This window comes from Streptomyces sp. NPDC020731, assembly GCF_044334705.1.
Taxonomy (GTDB): Bacteria; Actinomycetota; Actinomycetes; order Streptomycetales; family Streptomycetaceae; genus Streptomyces.
The window spans coordinates 106,037-130,379 of the sequence record NZ_JBIRTN010000009.1 but is presented as its reverse complement, the minus strand read 5'-3'; the positions used below and the strand labels follow the sequence as shown (position 1 = coordinate 130,379).

Here is a 24,343-nt window from a genome sequence, read left to right as displayed (position 1 = left end):
CGAGCTTCAACACTGCAAGGAGCCGCACCTGTGAGCAGTGCCGACGATCAGGCCGTATCCACGGCGACCACGAGCAGCGAGCTGCGCGCCGACATCCGCCGACTGGGCGACCTCCTGGGCGAGACCCTGGTCCGGCAGGAGGGCCCGGAGCTGCTCGACCTCGTCGAGAAGGTCCGCCGACTCACCCGTGAGGACGGCGAGGCCGCCGCCGAGCTGCTGCGAGGCACCGAACTGCAGACCGCGGCCAAGCTGGTCCGCGCGTTCTCCACCTACTTCCACCTGGCCAACGTCACCGAGCAGGTCCACCGCGGCCGCGAACTGCGCGCCCGCCGCGCCGCCGAGGGCGGACTGCTCTCCCGCACCGCCGACCGCCTCAAGGACGCCGACCCCGAGCACCTGCGCGAGACCGTCCGGAACCTCAACATCCGGCCCGTCTTCACCGCGCACCCCACCGAGGCCGCCCGCCGCTCCGTCCTCAACAAGCTCCGCCGGATCGCGGCCCTCCTCGACACCCCGGTCATCGCCTCCGACCGCCGCCGCCTGGACACCCGGCTCGCCGAGAACATCGACCTCGTCTGGCAGACCGACGAACTGCGCGTGGTCCGCCCCGAGCCCGCCGACGAGGCCCGCAACGCCATCTACTACCTCGACGAGCTGCACGCCGGCGCCGTCGGCGACGTCCTGGAGGACCTCACCGCCGAGCTGGAGCGCGTCGGCGTCCACCTCCCCGACGACACCCGCCCCCTCACCTTCGGCACCTGGATCGGTGGTGACCGCGACGGCAACCCCAACGTCACCCCCCAGGTCACCTGGGACGTCCTCATCCTCCAGCACGAACACGGCATCAACGACGCCCTGGAGATGATCGACGAACTGCGCGGCTTCCTCTCCAACTCCATCCGCTACGCCGGAGCCACCGGGGAACTGCTCGCCTCCCTCCAGGCCGACCTCGACGCCCTCCCCGAGATCAGCCCCCGCTACAAGCGCCTCAACGCCGAGGAGCCCTACCGGCTCAAGGCCACCTGCATCCGGCAGAAGCTGGAGAACACCAAGCTCCGCCTCGCCAAGGGCACCCCCCACGAGACCGGCCGCGACTACCTCGGCACCGGCGAACTCCTCACCGACCTGCGGATCATCCAGGCCTCCCTGCGCGAACACCGCGGCGGCCTCTTCGCCGACGGCCGCCTCGCCCGTACGATCCGCACCCTGGCCGCCTTCGGCCTCCAGCTCGCCACCATGGACGTACGCGAACACGCCGACGCCCACCACCACGCCCTCGGCCAGCTGTTCGACCGGCTCGGCGAGGAATCCTGGCGCTACGCCGACATGCCCCGCGACTACCGGTCCAAGCTCCTCGCCAAGGAGCTCCGCAGCAGGAGGCCGCTCGCCCCCACCCCGGCGCCCGTCGACGCCGCGGGCGAGAAGACCCTCGGCGTGTTCCAGACCGTCAAGCGGGCCCTGGAGGTCTTCGGACCCGAGGTCGTCGAGTCGTACATCATCTCCATGTGCCAGGGCGCCGACGACGTCTTCGCCGCCGCCCTCCTCGCCCGCGAGGCCGGACTGATCGACCTGCACGCCGGCTGGGCGAAGATCGGCATCGTGCCCCTGCTGGAGACCACCGACGAGCTCAAGGCCGCCGACACCATCCTCGAGGACATGCTCGCCGACCCCTCCTACCGGCGCCTCGTCGCACTGCGCGGCGACGTCCAGGAGGTCATGCTCGGCTACTCCGACTCCTCCAAGTTCGGCGGCATCACCACCAGCCAGTGGGAGATCCACCGGGCCCAGCGCCGCCTGCGCGACGTCGCCCACCGCTACGGCGTCCGGCTGCGCCTCTTCCACGGCCGCGGCGGCACCGTCGGCCGCGGCGGCGGCCCCACCCACGACGCCATCCTCGCCCAGCCCTGGGGCACCCTCGAGGGAGAGATCAAGGTGACCGAGCAGGGCGAGGTCATCTCCGACAAGTACCTCATCCCGGCCCTCGCCCGGGAGAACCTGGAGCTGTCCGTCGCGGCCACCCTCCAGGCGTCCGCCCTGCACACCGCACCCCGCCAGTCCGACGAGGCCCTCGCCCGCTGGGACGCCGCCATGGACGTCGTCTCCGACGCCGCCCACACGGCCTACCGGAAGCTCGTCGAGGATCCCGACCTGCCGACGTACTTCCTGGCCTCCACGCCGGTCGACCAGCTCGCCGACCTGCACCTGGGCTCGCGGCCCTCCCGCCGCCCCGGCTCGGGCGTCTCGCTCGACGGACTGCGCGCCATCCCGTGGGTGTTCGGCTGGACCCAGTCGCGGCAGATCGTCCCCGGCTGGTACGGCGTCGGCTCCGGCCTCAAGGCACTGCGCGAGGCCGGCCTGGACACCGTCCTGGACGAGATGCACCAGCAGTGGCACTTCTTCCGCAACTTCATCTCCAACGTCGAGATGACCCTCGCGAAGACCGACCTGCGCATCGCCCAGCACTACGTCGACACCCTCGTCCCGGACGAGCTCAAGCACGTCTTCGACGCCATCAGGACCGAGCACGAGCTCACGGTCCGCGAGGTCCTGCGCGTCACCGGAGAGGCGGAACTCCTCGACGCCGACCCGGTCCTCAAGCAGACCTTCACCATCCGCGACGCCTACCTGGACCCGATCTCCTACCTCCAGGTGGCCCTCCTCAAGCGCCAGCGCGACGAGGCCGGCACCGGCGAACAGCCCGACCCGCTGCTCTCCCGCGCCCTGCTGCTCACCGTCAACGGTGTCGCGGCCGGTCTGCGCAACACCGGCTGACCCCGACAGAACGCAGGGTGCCCCCGGCCTCGTACGACCGGGGGCACCCCCTTGTCCTATGTCCTATGCCCTATACGGCCAGGAAAGCCGCCGTCAGCAGTGCCGCCCCCGACAGCCCCAGCACCCACGCCGCCCGCGTCCGCAGCAGACCCCCGGCCACCACGACCGACGCGAGCAGCAGCGCGCCGCCCAGCGGAACCCACGCGTACAGGACCCCGGCGGGACCCGACCGGACCGCACGAGTGCCATCCGGCTTCAGCACCACCGCGTACGTCCGCCCCTCCGCCACGGCCACCGACTCCTCCAGCACGACCTGCGCACGCGGCTGCGACCCCTGCGACAGCGGTGTGTACGGCCCCGTACACGTCTTCGCGCCGCACCGCGTCACCTCCACCGTGCCGCGCTCGCGCCCCTTCGTCAGCATCGCGTGCTGCGCCGTACCCCACGACGCCCACACACCCGCGATCAGGATCAGCGCGGTGACCGTGCCCATCGCCGCGAACCGGCCGAACCGCAGGGCGGAGGAGCCACGGGAGGAGCGGGCAGCGGGAGACATGGCCGAGATCCTTGGCCATGACCTTGCGGTCGGTCAACCCGGGTGGGCCCGGCAGGCCTCGAGGAGGGGGACAAGTCAACCGATGTGCCCATCAGCACGTCACGAGTTGTACGTGCCCTGCGCCCGTTCCAGCCCCTCGATCACCAGACACTCCACCGCGTCCGCCGCCCGGTCCACGAAGTAGTCCAGCTCCTTGCGCTCCGCCGACGAGAAATCCTTCAGCACGAAGTCCGCCACCTGCATCCGCCCCGGCGGCCGCCCGATCCCGAACCGCACCCGGTGGTAATCCCGCCCGAACGCCTTCGTCATCGACTTCAGCCCGTTGTGGCCGTTGTCCCCGCCGCCCAGCTTCAGCCGCAGCGTCCCGTAATCGATGTCCAGCTCGTCATGGACCGCCAGCACCCGCTCCACCGGCACCTTGTAGAACTCCCGCAGCGCGTTCACCGGCCCGCCCGACAGATTCATGTACGACATCGGCTTCGCCAGGATCACCCGCCTGTTCGCCGGCCCCGGCGGCCCGATCCGGCCCTCCACGACCTGCGCCTGCGCCTTACCGGCCCGCTTGAACCGGCCCCCGATCCGCTCCGCCAGCAGATCGGCCACCATGAACCCCACGTTGTGGCGGTTCATCGCGTACTCCGGCCCCGGATTGCCCAGCCCCACGACCAGCCAGGGACCCGCCGCATCCGTCGTCACGCCCATGCCTCCCTCATACGCGTCGGCCGCTGCCCCGCACGGGAACAGCGGCCGACGAAACGACTCCGGAAGAGGATCAGGCCTCGGTGGCCTCTTCGCCCTCTCCCGCGGCGGGCGCCTCCTCCGCCTGCGAGGACAGCACCTGGATGACGACCGTGTCCCCCTCGATGGCCAGCTTGGTGCCCTTCGGGAGGGGGATGTCCTTGGCGTGGATGGAGGCACCGGCCGCCAGGCCCTCGACGGACACCGAGACCGACTCGGGGATGTGGGTGGCCTCGGCCTCGACCGTCAGGGTGCCCAGCACGTGCTCCAGCAGGTAGCCGCCCGGGGCCAGCTCGCCCTCGGTGTGGACCGGGATCTCCACCGTGACCGTCTCGCCGCGCTGGACCAGCTGCAGGTCGATGTGCTCCAGGAAGCCCTTCAGCGGGTCGCGCTGCACGGCCTTCGGGATCGCCAGCTCGTTCGACGTGCCGTCGATGTCCAGCGCGATCAGCACGTTCGACGTACGCAGCGCAAGCAGCAGCTCGTGGCCCGGAAGGGTCAGGTGCAGCGGGTCCGAACCGTGCCCGTACAGCACACCCGGAACCTTGTTGTCGCGGCGGATACGGCGCGCGGCCCCCTTGCCGAACTCGGTGCGCGTCGCGGCGGAGATCTTCACCTCGGACATAGTCACTCCTCGAAGTCAGAAACGGACGTGGTCACCCGGCCACGAACGGCCTGCTACGAAGAGCGCGTCGATAACGGACCGCCGAATCCGCCTCGTACAAAGCGGAACGGCCTCCCTCGCCGAGCAACTTCAGCAGTCTACTCGGACCAGGAGGCCGCACCCAAAACGATCACCGGGAGACCCGGTGCAGAACCCTTACTGCACGTGTCTGCCGCTCGTGCCTACTGCTCGTCGAACAGGCTCGTCACCGAGCCGTCCTGGAACACCTCACGCGCCGCACGCGCGATCGTCGGCGCGATCGACAGCACCTTGATCTTGTCCAGCGATTCGCTCAGCTCACCCGGCGTCGGCAGCGTGTTGGTGAACACGAACTCACTCACCCGCGAGTTCTTCAGCCGGTCCGCCGCCGGACCCGACAGCACACCGTGCGTCGCCGTCACGATCACGTCCTCCGCACCATGCGCGAACAACGCGTCCGCCGCGGCGCAGATCGTGCCACCCGTGTCGATCATGTCGTCGACGAGGACGCAGATACGCCCCTCCACGTCACCCACGACCTCGTGCACCGTGACCTGGTTCGCCACGTCCTTGTCCCGGCGCTTGTGCACGATCGCCAGCGGCGCACCCAGCCGGTCGCACCAACGGTCCGCCACCCGCACACGGCCCGCGTCCGGAGACACCACCGTCAGCTTCGAACGGTCCACCTTCGTGCCCACGTAGTCCGCAAGGAGCGGCAACGCGAACAGATGGTCGACGGGCCCGTCGAAGAAGCCCTGGATCTGATCCGTGTGCAGATCCACGGCCAGCAGCCGGTCCGCGCCCGCCGTCTTCATCAGGTCCGCGATCAGACGCGCCGAAATCGGTTCACGACCCCGGTGCTTCTTGTCCTGCCGCGCGTAACCGTAGAACGGCACGATGACCGTGATGGACCTGGCCGACGCACGCTTCAGCGCGTCGATCATGATCAACTGCTCCATGATCCACTTGTTGATCGGAGCGGTGTGGCTCTGGATCAGGAAGCAGTCGGCACCACGGGCCGACTCCTGGTACCGCACGTAGATCTCGCCATTGGCGAAGTCGAAGGCCTTCGTCGGCACGACCCCGACATCCAGCTGTTGGGCGATTTCCTCGGCAAGCTCGGGGTGGGCGCGGCCGGAGAAGAACATCATCTTCTTCTCGCCGGTCGTCTTGATCCCGGTCACAGCACAATCTCCTCAGAGGTGTCGCAGCTGGTGGGGGTGCGGAAGTGCACTTATCACGGTACGCCCTGTCCGGGAGGGCCGAATCCGGTCAGTCCTCGTCGGCCGGCTCCCGCGAAGCCGCCTCCGCCGCCTTCGCGGCCGCACTCCCCGGACGCTTACGAGCCACCCAACCCTCGATATTCCGCTGCTGGCCACGGGCCACGGCCAGCGAACCCGGCGGCACATCCTTGGTGATCACCGACCCGGCAGCCGTGTAAGCACCGTCCCCGACCGTGACAGGCGCCACAAACATGTTGTCCGAACCCGTCTTGCAGTGCGACCCGACCGTCGTGTGATGTTTGTCCTGTCCGTCGTAATTGACGAACACGCTCGCCGCACCGATGTTCGAGAACTCGCCGATCGTCGCGTCCCCCACATACGACAGATGCGGAACCTTCGTCCCCTCACCGATCGACGCGTTCTTCGTCTCCACGTACGTACCGATCTTCGCCTTGCGCGCCAACCGCGACCCCGGACGCAGATACGCGTACGGCCCCACACTCGCCTCAGGACCCACCTCGGCGCTCACCGCCACCGCGTTGTCCACCCGCGCACCGGCGCCCACCCGCGTGTCGGTCAGTCGCGTGTTCGGCCCCACCTCGCACCCCTCGGCGAGATGCGTGGCCCCGTGCAACTGCGTCCCCGGATGAACGACCACGTCCTGCCCGAACGTCACGGTGACGTCGACCCACGTCGAGGCCGGATCGATCACGGTGACACCCGACATCATGGCGGCGGTCAACAACCGGTCGTTGAGGATCCGCCGGGCCTCCGAAAGCTGCACCCGGTTGTTGATCCCCGCGATCTCACGGTGATCCCCCGCCACCGACGCACCCACCCGGTGCCCCGCCTCGCGCAGGATCCCGAGCACGTCCGTCAGATACTCCTCACCCTGACTGTTGTCCGTACGCACCTTCTTCAACGCGTCCGCCAACAGCGCCCCGTCGAACGCGAACACACCCGAGTTGATCTCCCGGATCGCCCGCTGCGCCTCCGACGCGTCCTTGTGCTCCACGATCGCCGTGACGGCACCGGTGTCGTCCCGCACGATCCGCCCGTAACCGGTCGCGTCCGGCACCTCGGCCGTCAGCACCGTCACCGCGTTGCCGTCGGAGGTGTGCGTGGCCGACAACTGCCGCAGCGTCTCACCCGTCAACAGCGGGGTGTCACCACACACGACGACGACCGTCCCGTCCACGGAGCCACCCAGCTCCCCCAGCCCCATCCGTACGGCATGCCCCGTACCGTTCTGCTCCGCCTGCACGGCGGTACGCACCTCGGGAGCGACCTCGGCGAGATGCGCGGTCACCTCCTCCCGGGCGTGACCCACGACGACGACCAGATGCTCCGGCTGGAGCTCACCGGCTGCGGCGAGTACATGGCCCACCAGGGAACGGCCACAGATGTCGTGCAGGACCTTCGGTGTGGCCGACTTCATACGGGTGCCCTCACCCGCTGCGAGAACGACGACGGCTGCCGGGCGACTGGTGCTCACGGGATGCCCTTCGGCTGTGATGGGGGTGGGGGTGACATCCGCAGGATACCGGGGCGTTTGTGGGGGGACATGAGAGCGGGCCCTGACCGGGGTGACCGGTCAGGGCCCGAACTTGAGCATGTGCTCCCGGGGGAGGACTCGAACCCCCATGATCAGATCCAAAATCTGACGTCTTGCCCTTAGACGACCCGGGATTACCGCTATGTCCGATTTGCTAGATCGGCTGCGGTGGCAGCACCTACTATGCCGTACCACCAGCCTTCGATGCGACGGTACAGCTCGGCACCTTGCAGGACGCTGATCACGAGGCAGCCCCGATAGCCATCGCCGACGTTCTTGCGGACGGTCTTGGGGTTGTGCTTCTTGGTGGTCGTTTTCTGGAACAGCGAGACGTCTGCGCCCACTAGGTTGGCCCAGTAGCTCTCGGCGCCCTCGATGTCAGCCGTCTCGTGGATCATGACCCTGTAGCGCAAACGGCTGCGCTCCACTCCCAGCAAGTCCAGCCAGGCCAGGTAGGTATGGATCACGCCAGGGTCGCTGTTGACGAACTGCACGTTCTCGCGCCTGGCGTACGGCTTGTCCTTCGCGCCCTCGGCCCAATAGAGGGCTACGCCGGCAACGAATAGTTCGCGGTTGGTCAGTGTGCCGATCTCGCTCGCGGCGGCCGCCTTGGTTCGCTGGCGTTCCTCCTCGCGCCGCCGGAGCGTGGCTTCCCAGCCGCGTCTCGCGATCGCCGAGGCTTCCTCGCGACTTCGCTTCCGCTCCGGCTTCGGCAGGTCTCTCACCCACAGCGAGATTGAGCCCTTCGAGCAGCCCAGTTCGACCTGGATCTGGTCGTACGTCCAGCCCTGGAGCCGGAGCTCCCTCGCCTTCTCCCGTAGGTCGTCCTTGGCGTTCGGTCGTTTCGTCCATTCCGGGGCCGGCTCGCCCTGGAGGAGACGGTTGAGGATGTCGTTGTTGTCGACGTGGAGCCGGTCGCGGATCTGGCGTCGGCTCAGTCCCGCCCGTCGCAGCGCCACCGCCTGCTCCCGCAGGTTCTCGAAGTCGGCGTATTTGCCGGGTGCGTGTGTCACACGCATACCGTCCGGGCGGAATGGTCGGTTCCCCTCTCGAACGGTGTCCGATTCAGCAGTTCGAGGGATTTCGGGCCGTACCGCAGCCGATCGGTCACCCTGTGCGGTGCGGTACGGGCGTGGAAACTCGCCGGAAAAGCGGAGCTTCCCGCCCGTAGGCTGGAGGCATGACCACGACGGGGGAAGAGCTGGTGACGGCCCGGGGAGGGCCGTGGTGGTGGGACAGACGGCGTAGTGCCGTGTTCGATGTGGGGCTCGCGGTGGTGTCCGCGCTGGAGTGCGGGCTGGAGGGGATCCCGTTCGCGTGGGAGGCGGGGATCCCGGTCGGCGTGGGGGTCGTTTTCGGCGTGCTGGCCGGTTCCGTGCTGCTGGTGCGGCGGGAGTGGCCGATCGCGGTGGTGCTGGTGGCGATCGCGGTGACGCCGGCGGCGATGGGTTTCCTGATGGGCGTCGTCGGTCTGTACTCGCTGGCCGCGTCCGATGTGCCGCGGCGGATCATCGCGTCGCTGGCCGGGATGCAGTCGGTGGGTGTGCTCATCGTGATGTTCGTGCGGATGCGGCAGAACCTGGCGCGGGGGGATCTGGACGTAGGGGACTGGATCGTGCCGTTCGCGTCGATCACGACGGCGATCGGGGTGACGGCGCCGCCGTTGCTGCTGGGTCTGTATGTGGGGGCTCGGCGGCGGTTGATGGAGAGTTTGCGGGAGCGGGCGGACAGTCTGGAGCGGGAGCTCCAGTTGCTCGCGGAGCGGGCCGAGGAGCGGGCGGAGTGGGCGCGGGGCGAGGAGCGGACGCGGATCGCCCGTGAGATGCACGACGTGGTGGCGCACCGGGTGAGTCTGATGGTGGTGCACGCGGCGGCGTTGCAGGCGGTGGCGCGGAAGGATCCCGAGAAGGCCGTGAAGAACGCCGCTCTGGTGGGGGACATGGGGCGGCAGGCGTTGACGGAGTTGCGGGAGATGCTCGGGGTGCTGCGTTCCGGTGGGGACGGGGGGCAGCGGCGGGAGCGGGCGTCGGTGCCGTTGGCGGCGGTGGGGGTGGCCGCGGCTGTTGCTGCGTCCCGGGCGGTGGACGAGGGGGAGGGGCCGTGTCTGTCGGAGATCGACGAGTTGGTGGGGCAGTCGGCGGCGGCGGGGATGGTTGTCGATCTGTCGGTGGTGGGGGAGTCGCGTTCGTATGCGCGGGAGGTGGAGTCGACGGCGTACCGGGTGGTGCAGGAGGCGTTGACGAACGTGCACAAGCATGCGGCGGGGGCGAAGACGTATGTGCGTCTTGCGCATCGGGTGTCGGAGATCGCGATGCAGGTGGAGAACGAGCCGCCGTCGGAGGCCGCGTCGTCGGCGGGGTTGCCGTCGGGGGGGAACGGGCTGGTGGGGATGAGGGAGCGGGTGTCGGCGTTGGGCGGGGTGTTCGTGTCGGGGCCGACGGACGCGGGGGGTTTCCGGGTGTCGGCGGTGATTCCGGCGTCGTAGTCCGGCCGTCCGTCGCGGTCAGCCCGCGGTGAGGCGTGCGGGTTGTATGCCGGAGATGAGGGTGGTGAGGGCGTGGTCGATGTCGGGGCCGAGGTACCAGTCGCCGGTGTGGTCGAGGGCGTAGGCGCGGCCCTGGATGTCGATGGCGAGGAGTGCTTGGGTGTCGGTTTCGGCGCCGAGGGGGCAGACCTCGGTGTCGAGGGCGCGGCCGAGGTCGCCGAGGGTGCGGGCCATGTGGAGGCCGTGGAGGGGGTCGAGGTGGAGGGTCGCGGGGGCGATCTGGCGGCCGGGGCCGCCGGGGGTGACATGGAGTCCGCCGAACTCGGCCCACGCCTCGACGGCGGCGGGGAAGACGGTGTGGCGGTGCCCCGCGGGTGAGGTGTGGTCGCGGAGGGTGTCGGCCCAGATTTCCGCTTGTTTGATGTTCCATCGTCCGGGTTGCCAGCCGGCGGTGCGCAGGGCGGCGTCGACGGGTACGGCGAAGCGGGATGGGGGTCCCCCCGGTCGAGCGGAGCCGAGACTGGGGGAGGAGGTGCGGTCGGTGTGCATCTGCCCTTCGTTCGTCGAGGTCGTGGGTGGGGCGGGGGCTGGGGTCAGCCGTTGGTGGCGGGGTCGACCATGCGGACGCCGAAGTGGGCGGTGAGGGCGGTGCAGGCGCGGCAGGGGGTGGCGTAGGCGCCGTGGAGGGGGTCGCCGTCCTCGCGGATGCGGCGGGTGGTGAGTTTGGCCTGCTTGAGGGTTCTGCGGGCTTCGCCGTTGGTCATGGGTTTGCGTGCGGCGCGTTTGCTGCGTGCGGCGTCGGCGGTGGTGATGTGCCGGGAGATGAGGATGGTTTCGGCGCAGCGGCCGGTGAAGCGGTCGCGTTGGTCGCTGGTGAGGGTGTCGAGGAAGTCCTGGACGAGGGGGTGCAGGGCGGGGGGTGTGTCGCCGCGGGCGGCGGTGCAGGTGAGGGTGGCGCCGCGGACGGAGAGGGCGGCGGCGATGGTGGGGAGGATGCCGTCGCGGCGGTGGTGGAGGGTGGGGGTGTGGGGGGCGTCGGTGGCGCTCCAGCCGACGCGGGGGTCGCCGGAGCGAGGGTCGCCGGATGGGCCGCTGTGCGGCCCCGTCTGCGTCACGTTCATGATCATCATCCCCTCCCGGGCATCTCCCCGGAGGTCACAGAGTGCCAAATGGGGTGGCTGATACGGAAGCTGGGTCGGGGCGACACGCCCGGGTCGGGGCGGGCTGTCACGAGAGGGTGACGGCCGGTCACGGAAGCGGAAGGGTGGACGACCGGCGCCGGTGACCGGTGGAGTCGTACCGCATAGGCTGTCGGCACCGCGATCCATGCGGTGATCCGCGCGGTGGTGCGTGCGGGCGCCGTGGGGGTCGTGGCGGTAAGCAGTCGAGACAGACGTGACAGTCGAACACGTTCCGTAGTGGTCCGAAGGTGGGCGGTGCGGGACGTACAGAGTGCCGCAGGGGGCAACCGCCATGACGACAGGTCGGCTCGGGCTGGGGGCACCTCCCGGCCGCCAGACTGGGGGAGATGCCGTGCCGCCGAACGCGGCCTATGCCGGGCAGATCGTGCACTTCCCGGATCCGGTGCGGGCGGCCCGTCACCCGAGGGGGGTACGGGTGGACGATCGTGGTTACCCCGACTTCTCGCCCTACGCGCGTGCGGCGGCGGAGGTGGCGGAGCCGCCGGAGGGTTTCGGCGTGGACGAGTTGCGGCTGACGGATTATGTGTCGGCGAACGCGGCGCTGGCGGCGAGCGGTCACGAGTTGTGGGACACGGTGCCGGCGGTGGCGACGCCGCACGGCTGGACGTGGCACCACGCGGTGGATACGCGGCGGCTGGAGTTGGTGCCGGTCGAGGTGAAGGCGCTGCTGCGGCATCACGGCGGGGTGGTGACGTCGGCGGTGGACCATGACAAGCGGGGTACGCGGCCGTTGCAGGAGACGCGTCCGGCGCATTTCGGGCTGCCGAAGTCGGGTGTGGCGGTGACGGAGTCGCAGGTGCTGGGGGTCGAGGAGGATCTCGGGTACCGGCTGCCGGGTGCGTACCGGTCGTTCCTGAAGGCGGCGGGTGGTTGTGCGCCGGTGGGGACGGCGTTGGACGCGGAGCTGGGGCTGCTGGTGGACCAGCCGTTCTTCACGGTGCGGGACGAGGCGGCGGTCAATGATCTCGTGTACGTCAACAAGTGTCTTCGCGACCATCTGACCAAGGACTATCTGTGCGTCGGCTTCGTGCAGGGTGGTCTGCTGGCGGTGAAGGTGCGGGGTGAGCGGCAGGGTTCGGTGTGGTTCTGCGCGTACGACGACGCGCGGGACGTGGATCCGTCGTGGCCGCCGGCCGAGCGGGTGGAGCGGCTGCTGTTGTCGTGCGGGGACGATTTCGATGTGTTCCTGTCCCGGCTGGCGGGGTCTCCGCCGGAGCTGGAGACGGTGGCGAATCTGATGGTGGACGGCGGGTTCGCGCGTGCCGTTCCGGTTTCTTCCGCGGGGGAGTGAGCTTCGGCGATGGTGACGTTCGCGCAGGCGCAGGAGCGTGCGGAGGAGTGGGTCAACGGGGATGTGCCGTCGTACCAGCATCGTGAGGTGCGGGTGCGGGAGTTCGACCTCGGGTTCGTGGTGTGGGCGGAGGACCGTGCGGACGGGCCCCGTTCGGACGGGGGCGCGCAGCGGCTGGTGATCGCCCGTGACAGTGGTGAGGCGACGCTGTGGCCGGCGCTGCCGGTGGGTGAGGTGATCCGCCGGTACGAGGAGGAGTACGGCCGTGACGATGTGGTGCCCGAGCCGGCGCCGGCGGCGCGGGTGGATCTGAATCAGACGTCGTTCTTGTTGAGTCCGCCGGAGTGGTTGCAGGAGGCGGCGGACCGGCTGGGGATTCCGGATCGGCGGGGGGAGGGTTCGGGCTCGTCCGCGGGGTCGGTCCCGGGTGCCGACGGTCCGGCCGCGGGTTCGGACTCTTCTTCGGCTTCCGTTTCGGGTCCGGCCCCGGGGGCGTCCGCGGCTTCGGGTCGGGCTTCGGGCGCCGGTGGCGCGGCTTCTGGTGCTGGTCCGGCTTCGGCTTCGTCCGCGGCTTCCGTTTCGGGGTCGGAGTCGGGTTCCGGTCCGGGTGCGGCTGTCGGGGCGGGGAGCGGTGCCGCGTGGCCCGCCGCCGGGGGGAGCGGTTCCCGGGCGGGGGCCGGTGCGCCGGTCGGGGCGACTCCGTGGGCCGGTACGGACACCAACGCCGATGCCGGTGAGGACCGTTCCGTGCCGCTGCCGGAGACCGTGTTCGCGCCGCAGCTGAGCGAGTTCGGCGACGACACCCCGCCCGCGGCCCCGCCGGAGGCGAAGACGGCGCTGATGTCGGGCGGCAGCGGGCTTCCGCCGACGGCCGTCGCGCCGGCGGTCCGGGATTCCGGTGTGCCGCAGGGGGCGCCGGGTGCGCCGCAGCCCGCGCAGGGTGGTGCGCCGTACGGCCATCCGCACGGGCCCGGCGATGTGCCCACGCCTCCGCCGGCCGCGCCGGAGCGGCCGCTCGCGCCGAACGCCGGGGACATCGCGGACGCCGCGACCAGCAAGGCGGCTCCGCCTCCGCGGCGCGGCCCGGGTGCGACGACGCCGCCTCCGCCGGGTGCCCCGGGGACCCCGGGTGCGCGTCCGGGCGGCACGCCTTCGCCGCCGTCCGCTCCGGCGGGCGGGTACGTGCCGACGCAGATGGTGTCGCCGCTCGGCCCCGACGGGCCGGGGACGCCGGGTGGTTCGACGCCGCCGCCCGGTACGCCGGCCCCGCCTCCGCCGCCCGGTGGTGTCCACCACGCGGCGACGATGTTCGCCGATCCGGGAGGCATGGGCCCGGGTGGCCCCGGCGCGCCCCAGCCTCCGGGGCCGCCTCCCGGCACCCCGGGCGCTCCGCAGCCGCCCGGCGTTCCGGGTGCCCCCGGCGCCCCTCGACCGCCGGCACCGCCCGGTGCCCCCCAGCCTCCCGGTCCTCCTGCCGCCCCGGGTGCTCCCGGTGCTCCGCAGCCGCCTGGCCCGCCCGGTACCGCCGGAGGCGGGCGCGGGCCCGTGCATCACGCGGAGACCGTGCTGGCCGCGCCGCCGGTGGCGGGGCCCGGTACGCCTCCGCCCCCGGCGCCCCCGGGGGTGCCCGGCGGTGTTCCGCCGATGCCGCCCGGCGGGATGTCCCCCGGTACGCCTCCGCCCGGAGTTCCCGTGCCGGGGCAGCCGCAGGCGTACGGCTATCCGCAGCCGCCCGCCGGCCGGCCGACCGTCGGCCCCGGCTACCAGGCCGTGCTGCGCTACCGCGCGCAGGACGGTTCCGAGCGGCAGCTGATCCGGCGTTCGGCGCCGGGTACGCCGCACCCGGAGTGGCAGATCTTCCACGAGCTGCGCGCCATGAACGTGCCGCCGGACCAGGTGCTGGAGCTGCACACCGAGCTGGAGTCGTGCGAGCTGCCGGGCGCGTACTGCGCGCGGATGATCCGTGAACAGTGGCCGCAGGCGCGGATCGCGTCCATCGCCCCGTACGGCACGGATCACGCGAGCCGGCAGCAGGGCATGCGGCAGCTGCTCGCCCACCAGGGTGAGTTGCACCAGGTGGCGGACGGTCCGGCGCGTCCCGCGCCGGTGCGTGCGCCGATTCCGCCGGTGCAGCCCGCGCCGCCGGTTCCGCCGGAGGCCGTCGCGCAGGAGCTGGCGGGGGCGTTCGGGCCGGGTGTGTTCCGGTTCGAGCAGGCGGCGGTGTCCCGGCAGGGTGTGCCGCCGGTCGTGGCGCACACCCTGGTGGTGGCGGGGCTGCCGCTGGACATGGGTCCGTTCTTCTGGGCGCAGGCCCAGCCGGGCCGGCCGGTGCCGACGCTGGCGGAGCTGGCGGCGGAGCGTGGTGTGCAGCCGGCCTCGGACGCGGGTTCGTACCTGGTGATGGGCAGCGACTTCGGCAAGGCGATCTGCGTGCAGTACGGCACGGCGAACATCGTCGCGGTGCCGGTGGAGTCCGGGCCGGGCGGTGCGCCGGTTCCGCCGCAGTTCGTGAACACCGGTCTGCCGGAGTTCGCGCGCTGTCTGGCGCTGCTGGGCCGGATGTGGCGGCTGCGGTTCGGGCTGAACCAGGAGCAGGCGGGCCGCTGGACGGTGGACTTCCAGGCGCAGTTGGCCGCGCTGGACCCGGCGGCGCTGGGTTCGCCGGAGAGCTGGTGGTCGGTGCTGCTGGAGCAGATGTGGGACGGGTTGTTGTGACCCGTCGCAGCTGAACCCCGTGTGACGCGAGGAGCCGGGCCCGGTCGTCAGGACGACCGGGCCCGGCTTTTGCGTGCCCTTCTCGCGGAGTGTCGCGTTATGAACACTTCCGTGTCATCCATCAAGATGTGCGCGATTCATCCCATTTCGTGCTCGGTCTTTCGTGCTGGGCTTCGTGTCCGTCGGTGGAGAGGGGTTCCAGGGTGAGCAGCGCATCGGTGTCGTCGCAGGGCTTCGAGGTCGTACGGGGGCGTGGCTACCGTCCCTTGCAGGTGATCGCGTACGTCGAGGCCGTCTCGGATCATCGTGACGCCGCCTGGGAGCGGGCCGCGCGGCTCACCGTCCTCGCCCGGGAGATGGAGGAGGAACTGGAGCTGCTGCGGGTGCGGGTGGCGGGGCTGGCGCCGCAGACGTACGAGTCGCTCGGGGAGAGCGCGCGGCGGCTGTTCGAGCTGGCCCGGGAGGAGGCGACGGCCGTACGGGAGTCGGCGCGGCAGTACGCGCGGGACATGACGGACCTGGCGGGGGACGACGCGACCGGCGTGCGGGAGGCCGCGCAGGCGCACGCCGAGGCCGTACGCGCCGAAAGCGATGAACGCGCCGAGGAGGTGCTGCTGGCGGCCCGCGCGGAGGCCGACCGGATCCGGGTCGAGGCCCGGCTCGAGGTGAAGGAGCGGCGCGCGGAAACCCTGGCGGTGCTGCGGGAGATGCGGGAGCGCACCTCCGGGATGCTCGCCGAGGCGGCCGGGGAGCAGGCGGAACGGCTGGACGCGGTGGCGCGTGAGGAGGCCGCGCGGGTGGCCGCGCTGGACGCCCGGCACGCGGAGGGGGAGGAGCGTGCCGAGCGTGCGCTGGCCGAGGCGCGGCAGGTGTTCGCCGACGCGGAGGAGACCGCGCGGCGCCGCGCGGAGGAGGCGCGGGAGCGGGCGGCGGAACTGCTCGCCGAGGCACATGTCCGCGCGGAGGGCGTCGCGCGGGAGACCGAGCGGGTGCTGCGCGAGCACGCCGGGACGCGGGAGAACGTACAGGCGCAACTGGACCAGGTGTGCGCCGGCCTCAGCGCGCTGACGGGCCGGGCCGTGGAGTGACCCGGCTCCGGGCGTGAGTTCCTGGGCACGGCCGGTGCGGAAGGGTCCGTTCGGAGTGCGGGGCCCGTTCGGTTCTTGAGCACCGGGAACGCGTGGGGTGCGAGGACCGGCAGGACCGGGAACGCCGGTGCCGCCGCACGCCGCGCCGGGGCGGACGGCGTCCGCGACGGCCCGGCGGGTCGCCTCGGGGACGGTGCCCGCGTCCAGGGCGCGGGTGACGGGGTCCAGGTCGTCCGCGCGGCCGAGGCCGCCGGTGATCCGCGGGACGGCCGTGGACACGATGGTGGAGTCGAGTGCCGTCAGGGTCGTCGCGAGCGTCGGTGCGGTGACGACGGCTCCGCGTCGCCCGGTCGCGGCGGATCGCCCGCGGTCGCGTGTCACCGGCCCGGTGCCGTCCACCCGGAGTCCCCTCCGCGCGGTTGGGTGCCCCTTGCACCTGTCTGCCGCCGCACGGCTTCGCACTTGACCCTCACGCCACGGGAGGGCGGAGCCTGGATGAGCCGACAGGTGGAGCGACCCCGAGACGGTGTCCACCTGCCGGAGGAGAGCCCCTAGGGGTACCTCCGTACTACGGGTCGGGGAGGGTTCGTACCGACGGAGGACGAGACGGGGCGGGGGTGGTCCTTAACCTGGCTTTACGCCGCTGGGGGGTGGCGCGGTACACCGGCGGGGGTGGGGTTTTCCTCAGTACAAGACTGCGCTGGGCACCAGGGCGCGGGACCCCTGCCGGCCGCCAGACTGAACCACGTCGCACGAACACGCACGAAGCGGCCGCCGGGTACGACGGGCGGGCGCCGGAGCACCGCTTTCATCTGCTGACCGACATAGGAGACTTACCGTGACATCGGCTGTGACCATTCCCAGGCACGGGGGCACTGGAGGGACTACGGCCGTTGCCGCGCGGGCGCGGCAGGTCGTGAAGGCGTACGGGTCGGGCGAGACCCGTGTCGTCGCCCTCGACCACGTCGACGTGGACATCGCCCGCGGTCGGTTCACCGCGATCATGGGGCCCTCGGGGTCCGGCAAGTCCACGCTGATGCACTGCCTCGCCGGACTCGACACCGTGACGTCCGGTCAGATCCATCTGGACGAGACCGAGATCACCGGCCTGAAGGACAAGAAGCTCACGCGGCTGCGCCGGGACCGGATCGGCTTCATCTTCCAGGCGTTCAACCTGCTGCCGACGCTGAACGCGATCGAGAACATCACGCTGCCCATGGACATCGCCGGCCGCAAGCCCGACAAGGTGTGGCTGGACCGGGTGGTGGAGACCGTCGGGCTCGCGGAGCGGCTGAAGCACCGGCCGACGCAGCTGTCCGGCGGTCAGCAGCAGCGGGTCGCGGTGGCGCGGGCGCTGGCGGCCCGGCCGGAGATCATCTTCGGCGACGAGCCGACCGGGAACCTCGACTCCCGCGCCGGCGCCGAGGTGCTCGGCTTCCTGCGCCGCTCGGTGGACGACCTGGGCCAGACCATCGTGATGGTCACCCACGATCCCGTGGCCGCCTCCTACGCCGACCGGGTGCTGTACCTCGCCGACGGCCGCATCGTCGACGAGATGCACCAGCCGACCGCCGAGCAGGTCCTGGACCGCATGAAGGACTTCGACGCCCGGGGGCGCACGTCATGACCGTCCTGAAGACCTCCATGCGCAACTTCTTCGCGCACAAGGGGCGGATGGCACTGTCCGCGGTGGCGGTGCTGCTGTCCGTGGCGTTCGTGTGCGGGACGCTGGTGTTCACGGACACCATGAACACGACGTTCGACAAGCTCTTCGCCGCCACGTCGTCGGACGTCACGGTGAGCGCCAAGGGCGCCTCCGACAGCGGTGAGACGACCGCGGACAACGGCAAGCCGCCGGTGATACCGGCCTCCGTGCTCGATGAGGTCAAGGGCGCGGACGGCGTGAAGTCGGCCGAGGGCACGGTGTTCTCCACCTCGGTGACCGTCGTCGACGGCGACAAGGACAACCTCTCGCCGACCAGCGGCGGCCCGACCATCGTCGGCAGCTGGAACGGCAACGACGCCCGCACCATGGAGATCACCTCCGGTGCGGCGCCCGAGGGCGCGGACCAGATCATGGTCGACGCCGACACCGCCGACAAGCACGACCTGAAGCTCGGTGACGAGATCGGTGTGATCACCGTGGTCGGCACGCACACCGCGAAGGTCTCCGGCATCGCCGACTTCACGGTCACCAACCCCGGTGCGGCGATCTTCTACCTGGACACGAAGACCGCGCAGCAGACCCTGGTCGGCGAGAGCGGCGTCTACACCAACGTCAACGTCACCGCCGCGGCCGACGTCAGCGACACACAGCTGAAGAAGAACGTCGCGGCCGAACTCGGCGGCGCCTACAAGGTGCAGACCGCCGAGGAGACCGCCGAGGCCAACCAGGAGAGCGTCGGCGACTTCATGAACGTCATGAAGTACGCGATGCTCGGCTTCGCGGGGATCGCCTTCCTCGTCGGCATCTTCCTGATCATCAACACCTTCTCCATGCTGGTCGCCCAGCGCACCCGGGAGATCGGCCTGATGCGGGCGATCGGCTCGTCCCGCAAGCAGGTCAACCGTTCGGTGCTGGTCGAGGCGCTGCTGCTCGGCGTCTTCGGTTCGGTCCTCGGGGTCGGCGCGGGCGTCGGTCTCGCGGTCGGCCTGATGAAGCTCATGGGCATGATGGGCATGGAGCTGTCCACGGACGACCTCACGGTGGCCTGGACGACCCCGGCGCTCGGACTGCTCCTCGGCGTGGTCGTCACGGTGCTCGCCGCCTACCTGCCCGCCCGGCGGGCCGGCAAGATCTCCCCGATGGCCGCGCTGCGCGACGCCGGTACCCCGGCGGACGCCAGGGCCGGCTGGATACGCGGCGGGATCGGCCTGGTCCTCACCGGCGCCGGCGGCTTCGCCCTGTACCTGGCGGGCAGCGCGGACAAGGCGACGGACGGCTCGATGTGGCTGGGCCTGGGCGTGGTGCTGTCCCTGATCGGCTTCGTCGTCGTCGGTCCGGTGCTGGCGAGCGGTGTGGTGCGCGTCCTCGGCGCGATCCTGCTGCGGGCCTTCGGTCCCGTGGGCCGCATGGCCGAGCGCAACGCCCTGCGCAACCCGCGCCGTACCGGAGCGACGGGCGCCGCGCTGATGATCGGCCTCGCGCTGGTGGCGTGCCTGTCCGTGGTCGGCTCCTCCATGGTGGCGTCCGCCACCGACGAACTCGACAAGGCCGTGGGCACGGACTTCATCATCCAGTCCGACAACGGCCAGCTGATCACTCCGCAGGCCGTCGAGGCCGTGAAGAAGTCACCCGGGGTGGACCGGGTCACCGAGTACAAGTGGACCGAGGCCGACTTCACCACGCCCGACGGCAAGACGCTGAAGGACACGGCGATCACGGCGGCCGATCCGACGTACGCGACCGACCTGCGGGTCGAGACGGTCGCCGGAAAGCTCGACGACGCCTACGAGCCCGACTCGATGTCCGTCCACGAGGACTTCGCGAAGGACCACGGCATCAGCGTCGGCTCGAAGATCGAGATCGCGTTCAAGGACGGCGAGACGGGCGAGCTGACGGTCCGGGCGATCACCAGCAGCGAGGGCGTCGTCGACGCGGGCGCGATGTACACGTCCATCGACACCCTCGCCACGTATGTGCCGGCCGACAAACTGCCGCTGGACACGCTGCTCTTCGCCTCGGCGAAGGACGGAGGGACCGACGCCGCGTACACGGCGCTGAAGGACGCGCTGCACGACTACCCGCAGTACACGGTGCGCGACCAGACCGACTACAAGGAGGCGCTGAAGGACCAGATCGGCCAGCTGCTGAACATGATCTACGGCCTGCTGGCCCTGGCGATCGTCGTCGCGATCCTCGGTGTGGTGAACACCCTGGCCCTGTCGGTCGTGGAACGCACCCGGGAGATCGGCCTGATGCGGGCCATCGGCCTCTCGCGCCGGCAGCTGCGCCGCATGATCCGCATGGAGTCGGTCGTGATCGCCCTCTTCGGTGCCCTGCTGGGCCTGGGACTGGGCATGGGCTGGGGTGCCACCGCGCAGCAGCTGCTCGCCCTGGAGGGCCTGAAGGTCCTCGACATCCCGTGGCCGACGATCATCGGCGTGTTCATCGGCTCGGCCTTCGTGGGTCTGTTCGCCGCCCTGGTCCCGGCCTTCCGTGCCGGCCGCATGAACGTCCTGAACGCCATCGCCACCGATTAGCCACCGCACACGGGGGTTGCGGGGGAAACACCCGGCGCCGGAAAGTCCTCGGGGGACTTTCCGGCGCCGGGTACGTATGTCCCGGCCCCTCGGCCTTCGGCCGGCCGAGTCGGGTGACGGGTGGGTACAGGCCGGGGGCCAGGGGGGAGCCCCCTGGGAGTCGAGCACCGGCGCCGCCCCGCCGGCCGGCGCACGTTGTCCACAGCCCCGGCACCCTCCGGCGCGGCGACGTACGCTGGACACCCCCGGCCCGCAGCGCGCGTCGGGCCCGTCGTGTTGCACACCCCCGGACGGAAAGCGCCCCGAATGAGCCTGCACGGTCTGCTCGACGCCGTAGTCAAGGACACCGCCCTCGCGGAAGCGATCGCGGCCGCCGCGGACGGCAACCGCATGCACGTCGACCTGGTCGGCCCGCCCGCGGCCCGGCCCTTCGCGGTCGCCGCCCTGGCCCGTGACACCGGCCGCCCCGTGCTGGCGGTGACGGCGACGGGACGCGAGGCGGAGGACCTGGCGGCGGCCCTGCGCTCCCTGCTCCCGTCCGAGAAAGTCGTGGAGTACCCGGCCTGGGAGACGCTGCCGCACGAGCGGCTCAGCCCCCGCAGCGACACCGTCGGCCGCCGCCTCGCCGTACTGCGCCGCCTGGCCCACCCCCGCCCGGACGACCCCGAGACCGGCCCGGTCTCCGTCGTCGTAGCGCCCGTACGCTCGGTGCTCCAGCCGCAGGTCAAGGGCCTGGGCGACCTGGAACCGGTCTCCCTGCGGAGCGGCCGGAGCGCCGACCTCAACGAGATCGTCGAAGCCCTCGCCGCCGCCGCGTACGCGCGCGTGGAGCTGGTCGAGAAGCGCGGCGAGTTCGCCGTACGCGGCGGCATCCTCGACGTGTTCCCGCCCACCGAGGAACACCCCCTGCGCGTGGAGTTCTGGGGCGACGACGTCGAGGAGATCCGCTACTTCAAGGTCGCCGACCAGCGCTCCCTGGAGGTCGCCGAGCACGGCCTGTGGGCCCCGCCGTGCCGTGAGCTGCTGCTCACCGAGGACGTACGGGAACGTGCGCGGGTCCTCGCCGAGATCCACCCGGAACTGGGCGAGCTGCTCGGGAAGATCGCCGAGGGCATCGCCGTCGAGGGCATGGAGTCCCTGGCGCCCGTCCTCGTCGACGACATGGAGCTGCTGCTGGACGTGCTGCCCAAGGGCTCCATGGCCGTCGTCTGCGACCCGGAGCGGGTGCGCACGCGCGCGTCGGACCTCGTGGCCACCTCGCAGGAGTTCCTGCAGGCGTCCTGGGCGGCCACCGCAGGCGGCGGCGAGGCGCCCATCGACGTCGGCGCGGCCTCCCTGCGGTCCATCGCGGACGTCCGCGACCGGGCCCGCGAGCTGGACATGATGTGGTGGTCGGTGTCGCCCTTCGCCGCGGACGAGGAGCTCACGGAGACGTATGCCGCCGACGCGGCGGGGGACACCCTCAAGCTGGGCATGCACGCCCCGGAGACCTACCGCGGCGACACCGCCAGAGCCCTCGCCGACACCAAGGGCTGGCTCGCCGACGGATGGCGCACGGTGTTCGTCACCGAGGGCCACGGTCCGGCCGCCCGCACGGTCGAGGTACTCGGCGGCGAGGGCATCGCCGCACGCCTCGACAACGACCTGGGCGAGATCACCCCGTCCGTCGTGCACGTCTCCTGCGGCTGCATCGACCACGGCTTCGTCGACCCGGTGCTCAAGCTCGCCCTGCTCACCGAGACCGACCTGACCGGCCAGAAGGCGTCCGGCCGCGAGGGCGCCCGGATGCCGGCCCGGCGCCGCAAGACCATCGACCCGCTCACCCTGGAGGCGGGCGACCACATCGTCCACGAGCAGCACGGCGTGGGCCGCTACATCGAGATGGTGCAGCGCACCGTGCAGGGCGCCACCCGCGAGTACCTGGTCGTGGAGTACGCCCCCGCCAAGCGCGGCCAGCCCGGCGACCGCCTCTACATCCCCACCGACCAGCTGGAGCAGATCACCAAGTACGTCGGCGGCGAGGCCCCCACCCTGCACCGCCTCGGCGGCGCCGACTGGACCAAGACCAAGGCGCGCGCCAAGAAGGCGGTCAAGGAGATCGCCGCCGACCTGATCAAGCTGTACAGCGCCCGCATGGCCGCGCCCGGCCACGCCTTCGGCGCCGACTCGCCCTGGCAGCGCGAGCTGGAGGACGCCTTCCCCTACGTGGAGACGCCCGACCAGCTCACCACCATCGCCGAGGTCAAGGAGGACATGGAGAAGTCGATCCCCATGGACCGCCTGATCTGCGGCGACGTCGGCTACGGCAAGACCGAGATCGCGGTACGGGCCGCCTTCAAGGCCGTACAGGACGGCAAGCAGGTCGCCGTCCTCGTCCCCACCACGCTGCTGGTGCAGCAGCACTTCGGGACGTTCAGCGAGCGGTACGCGCAGTTCCCGGTGAACGTGCGGGCGCTGTCCCGGTTCCAGACGGACGCCGAGGCCAAGGCGGCCCTGGAGGGTCTGCGCGAGGGCTCGGTGGACGTCGTCATCGGCACCCACCGCCTGTTCTCCTCGGAGACCAAGTTCAAGGACCTCGGGCTGGTCATCGTCGACGAGGAGCAGCGCTTCGGCGTCGAGCACAAGGAGCAGCTGAAGAAGCTGCGCGCCAACGTCGACGTGCTGACCATGTCCGCCACGCCGATCCCGCGCACCCTGGAGATGGCGGTCACCGGCATCCGCGAGATGTCGACGATCACCACCCCGCCGGAGGAGCGGCACCCGGTGCTCACGTTCGTCGGCCCGTACGAGCAGAAGCAGATCGGCGCCGCGATCCGCCGCGAACTGCTGCGCGAGGGCCAGGTCTTCTACATCCACAACCGGGTCGAGTCCATCGACCGGGCGGCGGCCCGGCTGCGGGAGATCGTGCCCGAGGCGCGGATCGCCACCGCCCACGGCCAGATGTCGGAGTCGGCGCTGGAACAGGTCGTCGTCGACTTCTGGGAGAAGAAGTTCGACGTGCTGGTGTCGACGACGATCGTCGAGTCCGGCATCGACATCTCCAACGCCAACACCCTGATCGTCGAGCGCGGCGACAACTTCGGCCTCAGCCAGCTGCACCAGCTGCGCGGCCGGGTGGGGCGGGGACGGGAGCGCGGGTACGCCTACTTCCTGTACCCGCCGGAGAAGCCGCTGACGGAGACCGCGCACGAACGGCTCGCGACGATCGCCCAGCACACCGAGATGGGCGCGGGCATGTACGTGGCGATGAAGGACCTGGAGATCCGCGGCGCCGGAAACCTGCTCGGCGGCGAGCAGTCCGGGCACATCGCGGGCGTCGGTTTCGACCTGTACGTGCGGATGGTCGGCGAGGCGGTCGCCGACTACCGGCGCCAGCTGGAGACCGGCGGGACCGAGGAGGAGCCGCCGCTCGAGGTCAAGATCGAGCTGCCCGTCGACGCGCACGTCCCGCACGACTACGCGCCCGGCGAGCGGCTGCGCCTCCAGGCGTACCGGGCGATCGCCTCCGCGAACTCGGAGGAGGACGTCAAGGCCGTACGTGAGGAACTCGTCGACCGTTACGGCAAGTTGCCGGAGCCGGTGGAGAACCTGCTGCTGGTGGCGGGGCTGCGGATGCTGGCCCGCGCGTGCGGCGTCGGCGAGGTCGTGCTCCAGGGCAGCAACATCCGTTTCGCGCCGGTGGAGTTGCGCGAGTCCCAGGAACTGCGCCTGAAGCGCCTGTACCCGGGCACGGTCATCAAGGCGACCGCGCACCAGGTGCTGGTCCCGCGCCCGAAGACCGCGAAGGTGGGCGGCAAGCCGCTGGTCGGGCGGGACCTGCTGGGCTGGGTCGGGGAGTTCCTGACGTCGGTCCTGGGTTCCTGACCCGCGGA

Annotated in this window: 16 protein-coding genes and 1 tRNA gene; 8 read left to right on the top strand and 9 right to left on the bottom strand. The window is 71.0% G+C overall.

Annotated elements, in window-relative coordinates:
* Positions 1 to 30: 30 nt before the first annotated feature.
* Entirely contained in the window at positions 31 to 2,772 is a 2,742-nt protein-coding gene (ppc, locus tag ACH4VX_RS15955; protein ID WP_398367998.1) for a phosphoenolpyruvate carboxylase, read from the top strand.
* A gap of 70 nt (positions 2,773 to 2,842) precedes the next feature.
* Here the strand turns inward: ppc and ACH4VX_RS15950 are convergent, their stop codons facing one another.
* From ACH4VX_RS15950 to ACH4VX_RS15920, 7 genes are all read right to left on the bottom strand, one after another.
* Positions 2,843 to 3,328, bottom strand: coding sequence for a hypothetical protein (locus ACH4VX_RS15950; protein WP_398367997.1), 486 nt, complete (start codon positions 3,326 to 3,328; stop codon positions 2,843 to 2,845).
* 99 nt (positions 3,329 to 3,427) lie between these two features.
* Complete coding sequence (gene pth, locus ACH4VX_RS15945) at positions 3,428 to 4,030, bottom strand: aminoacyl-tRNA hydrolase (protein WP_398367996.1); 603 nt, start codon at positions 4,028 to 4,030, stop codon at positions 3,428 to 3,430.
* A gap of 70 nt (positions 4,031 to 4,100) precedes the next feature.
* Positions 4,101 to 4,691: a 50S ribosomal protein L25/general stress protein Ctc gene (locus ACH4VX_RS15940; protein ID WP_398367995.1), complete on the bottom strand. Its 591-nt coding sequence runs from the start codon at positions 4,689 to 4,691 to the stop codon at positions 4,101 to 4,103.
* 221 nt (positions 4,692 to 4,912) lie between these two features.
* Complete coding sequence (locus tag ACH4VX_RS15935; RefSeq protein ID WP_398367994.1) at positions 4,913 to 5,893, bottom strand: ribose-phosphate diphosphokinase; 981 nt, start codon at positions 5,891 to 5,893, stop codon at positions 4,913 to 4,915.
* Between the two features lie 88 nt (positions 5,894 to 5,981).
* Positions 5,982 to 7,427, bottom strand: coding sequence for a bifunctional UDP-N-acetylglucosamine diphosphorylase/glucosamine-1-phosphate N-acetyltransferase GlmU (gene glmU, locus ACH4VX_RS15930; protein WP_398367993.1), 1,446 nt, complete (start codon positions 7,425 to 7,427; stop codon positions 5,982 to 5,984).
* Between the two features lie 123 nt (positions 7,428 to 7,550).
* A tRNA-Gln gene (locus ACH4VX_RS15925) sits at positions 7,551 to 7,621 on the bottom strand.
* A 6-nt stretch (positions 7,622 to 7,627) separates the two neighbouring features.
* Entirely contained in the window at positions 7,628 to 8,500 is an 873-nt protein-coding gene (locus ACH4VX_RS15920; RefSeq protein WP_398367992.1) for a hypothetical protein, read from the bottom strand.
* Positions 8,501 to 8,667: 167 nt separating this feature from the next.
* Between ACH4VX_RS15920 and ACH4VX_RS15915 the strand changes: the two genes are divergently transcribed.
* Complete coding sequence (locus tag ACH4VX_RS15915; RefSeq protein ID WP_398367991.1) at positions 8,668 to 9,972, top strand: sensor histidine kinase; 1,305 nt, start codon at positions 8,668 to 8,670, stop codon at positions 9,970 to 9,972.
* An 18-nt stretch (positions 9,973 to 9,990) separates the two neighbouring features.
* On the opposite strand, the gene ACH4VX_RS15910 is transcribed toward ACH4VX_RS15915, so the two are convergent.
* Positions 9,991 to 10,521 carry an SUKH-3 domain-containing protein gene (locus ACH4VX_RS15910; protein ID WP_398367990.1) on the bottom strand — a complete coding sequence of 177 codons (531 nt, stop codon included), beginning with the start codon at positions 10,519 to 10,521 and terminating at the stop codon, positions 9,991 to 9,993.
* Positions 10,522 to 10,565: 44 nt separating this feature from the next.
* Positions 10,566 to 11,093 carry a YwqJ-related putative deaminase gene (locus ACH4VX_RS15905; RefSeq protein WP_398367989.1) on the bottom strand — a complete coding sequence of 176 codons (528 nt, stop codon included), beginning with the start codon at positions 11,091 to 11,093 and terminating at the stop codon, positions 10,566 to 10,568.
* Between the two features lie 352 nt (positions 11,094 to 11,445).
* Between ACH4VX_RS15905 and ACH4VX_RS15900 the strand changes: the two genes are divergently transcribed.
* From ACH4VX_RS15900 to mfd, 6 genes are all read left to right on the top strand, one after another.
* Complete coding sequence (locus tag ACH4VX_RS15900) at positions 11,446 to 12,465, top strand: SMI1/KNR4 family protein (protein ID WP_398367988.1); 1,020 nt, start codon at positions 11,446 to 11,448, stop codon at positions 12,463 to 12,465.
* Positions 12,466 to 12,474: 9 nt separating this feature from the next.
* Positions 12,475 to 15,180 (top strand): SUKH-4 family immunity protein, encoded by a 2,706-nt coding sequence (locus ACH4VX_RS15895; RefSeq protein ID WP_398367987.1) that lies wholly within the window; start codon positions 12,475 to 12,477, stop codon positions 15,178 to 15,180.
* Positions 15,181 to 15,383: 203 nt separating this feature from the next.
* Complete coding sequence (locus ACH4VX_RS15890) at positions 15,384 to 16,268, top strand: cellulose-binding protein (RefSeq protein WP_398367986.1); 885 nt, start codon at positions 15,384 to 15,386, stop codon at positions 16,266 to 16,268.
* An 838-nt stretch (positions 16,269 to 17,106) separates the two neighbouring features.
* Complete coding sequence (locus ACH4VX_RS15885; protein WP_398367985.1) at positions 17,107 to 17,895, top strand: ABC transporter ATP-binding protein; 789 nt, start codon at positions 17,107 to 17,109, stop codon at positions 17,893 to 17,895.
* Positions 17,892 to 20,471 (top strand): ABC transporter permease, encoded by a 2,580-nt coding sequence (locus ACH4VX_RS15880; protein WP_398367984.1) that lies wholly within the window; start codon positions 17,892 to 17,894, stop codon positions 20,469 to 20,471. The genes ACH4VX_RS15885 and ACH4VX_RS15880 overlap by 4 nt, the downstream gene beginning before the upstream one ends.
* A gap of 306 nt (positions 20,472 to 20,777) precedes the next feature.
* Positions 20,778 to 24,335, top strand: coding sequence for a transcription-repair coupling factor (gene mfd, locus ACH4VX_RS15875; protein WP_398367983.1), 3,558 nt, complete (start codon positions 20,778 to 20,780; stop codon positions 24,333 to 24,335).
* Positions 24,336 to 24,343: the final 8 nt, after the last annotated feature.